Annotated in this window: 1 pseudogene; it reads left to right on the top strand. The window is 67.8% G+C overall.

What is annotated here, in order from left to right:
- Positions 1-1,890: pseudogene (locus tag WAN02_RS15300) on the top strand (3-oxoacyl-ACP synthase); the annotation flags it as partial.

Genomic DNA, 1,890 nt, shown 5'->3' with positions numbered 1-1,890 from the left:
CCGCCGTCACGGCGGTGGCCGCACGCCGCGGAATCGCGGTGGCCTTGCCGTCGACCGGTGGTGGTGGCGGCGGCGCGACCGTCGATGCGGCCGCGCTGGGCGAATTCACCGAACAGATCACCGGCCGCGACGGTGTGCTCGCCTCGGCGGCCCGCCTGATACTCGGTCAACTTGGGCTCGACGACCAGGTCAGCGTGCCGCCGGCCTCGACCGACGCCGAGCTGATCGACCTGGTCACCACCGAACTCGGCGCCGACTGGCCACGGTTGGTGGCGCCAGTGTTCGACGGCAAGAAAGCCGTAGTGTTCGACGACCGATGGGCCAGTGCCCGTGAAGATCTGGTCAAGCTGTGGCTGATCGACGACGACGAGGCCAACGCCGATTGGGCGCGGCTGTCGGAGCGGTTCGAGGGCGCCGGCCATGTGGTGGCGACCCAGGCGACGTGGTGGCAGGGCAAGGCGCTGGCTGCCGGGCGTCAGATCCACGCATCGCTGTACGGCCGGATCGCTGCCGGCGCGGAGAACCCGGATGCCGGGCGATACAGCGCTGAAGTCGCGGTGGTGACCGGTGCGTCGAAGGGCTCGATCGCCGCGTCGGTGGTCGGCAAGTTGCTCGACGGCGGTGCCACCGTGGTCGCGACGACGTCGAAGCTCGATGACGAGCGGTTGGCGTTCTACCGGAATCTTTACCGCGACCATGCCCGATTCGGCGCTTCGCTGTGGGTGGTGGCGGCCAACATGGCGTCCTACTCCGACATCGACGCACTGACCGAATGGATCGGCAACGAGCAGTCCGAAAGCCTTGGGCCGCAGTCGATTCACATCAAGGACGCGCAAACGCCAACCCTGCTGTTCCCGTTCGCGGCGCCGCGGGTGGTCGGTGACCTGTCCGAGGCCGGCTCGCGCTCGGAGATGGAAATGAAGGTGCTGCTGTGGGCCGTGCAGCGGCTGATCGGCGGCCTGTCCAAGATCGGCGCCGAGCGTGACATCGCCTCGCGGCTGCACGTCGTGCTGCCCGGCTCACCCAACCGCGGCATGTTCGGCGGTGACGGCGCGTACGGCGAAGCCAAGTCGGCACTGGATGCGGTGGTGACCCGCTGGGGAGCCGAGTCGTCGTGGGCGCAGCGCGTCAGCCTTGCGCACGCGCTGATCGGTTGGACCCGCGGGACCGGCCTGATGGGGCATAACGACGCGATCGTCAGCGCTGTCGAAGAAGCCGGCGTCACAACGTATTCCACCGACGAGATGGCCGAGATGCTGCTCGGGCTGTGCGACATCGAGTCGAGGGCGGCCGCGGCTACCTCGCCGATCAAGGTGGACTTCACCGGCGGACTCGGCGATGTCGAGTTGGACATGGCTGAGCTGGCCGCCAAGGCCCGCGAGGAGCATGCGGCGAAAGCTGCAGAAGATGGGGTCGACGACGAGGCCGCCGACGAGGGGACCATCGCCGCGCTGCCCTCGCCGCCACGCGGTTTCAGCCCGGCTCCGCCGCCGGTGTGGGCCGACCTCGACGTCGACCCATCCGAGTTGGTGGTCATCGTCGGCGGCGCCGAACTCGGCCCGTACGGCTCGTCACGGACTCGCTTCGAGATGGAGGTCGACAACGAATTGTCGGCCGCCGGTGTGCTCGAGTTGGCTTGGACCACAGGTCTGATCAAATGGGAGGACGACCCGACACCGGGCTGGTATGACACCGAGTCCGGCGACCTGATCGACGAGGCCGAGTTGGTCGAGCGGTATCACGACGTCGTGGTTGAACGCGTCGGTATCCGCGAGTTCGTCGATGACGGTGCGATCGATCCCGATCACGCGTCGCCACTGATGGTGAGCGTGTTCCTGGACAAGGACTTCACGTTCGTCGTCTCATCGGAGGCCGACGCCCGTGGGTTCG

The organism is Mycobacterium sp. (genome assembly GCF_049281135.1).
In the GTDB taxonomy this organism is placed as follows: Bacteria; Actinomycetota; Actinomycetes; order Mycobacteriales; family Mycobacteriaceae; genus Mycobacterium.
The sequence above is the reverse complement of the archived record's forward strand: the minus strand, read 5'-3'. Positions and strand labels throughout refer to the sequence as shown.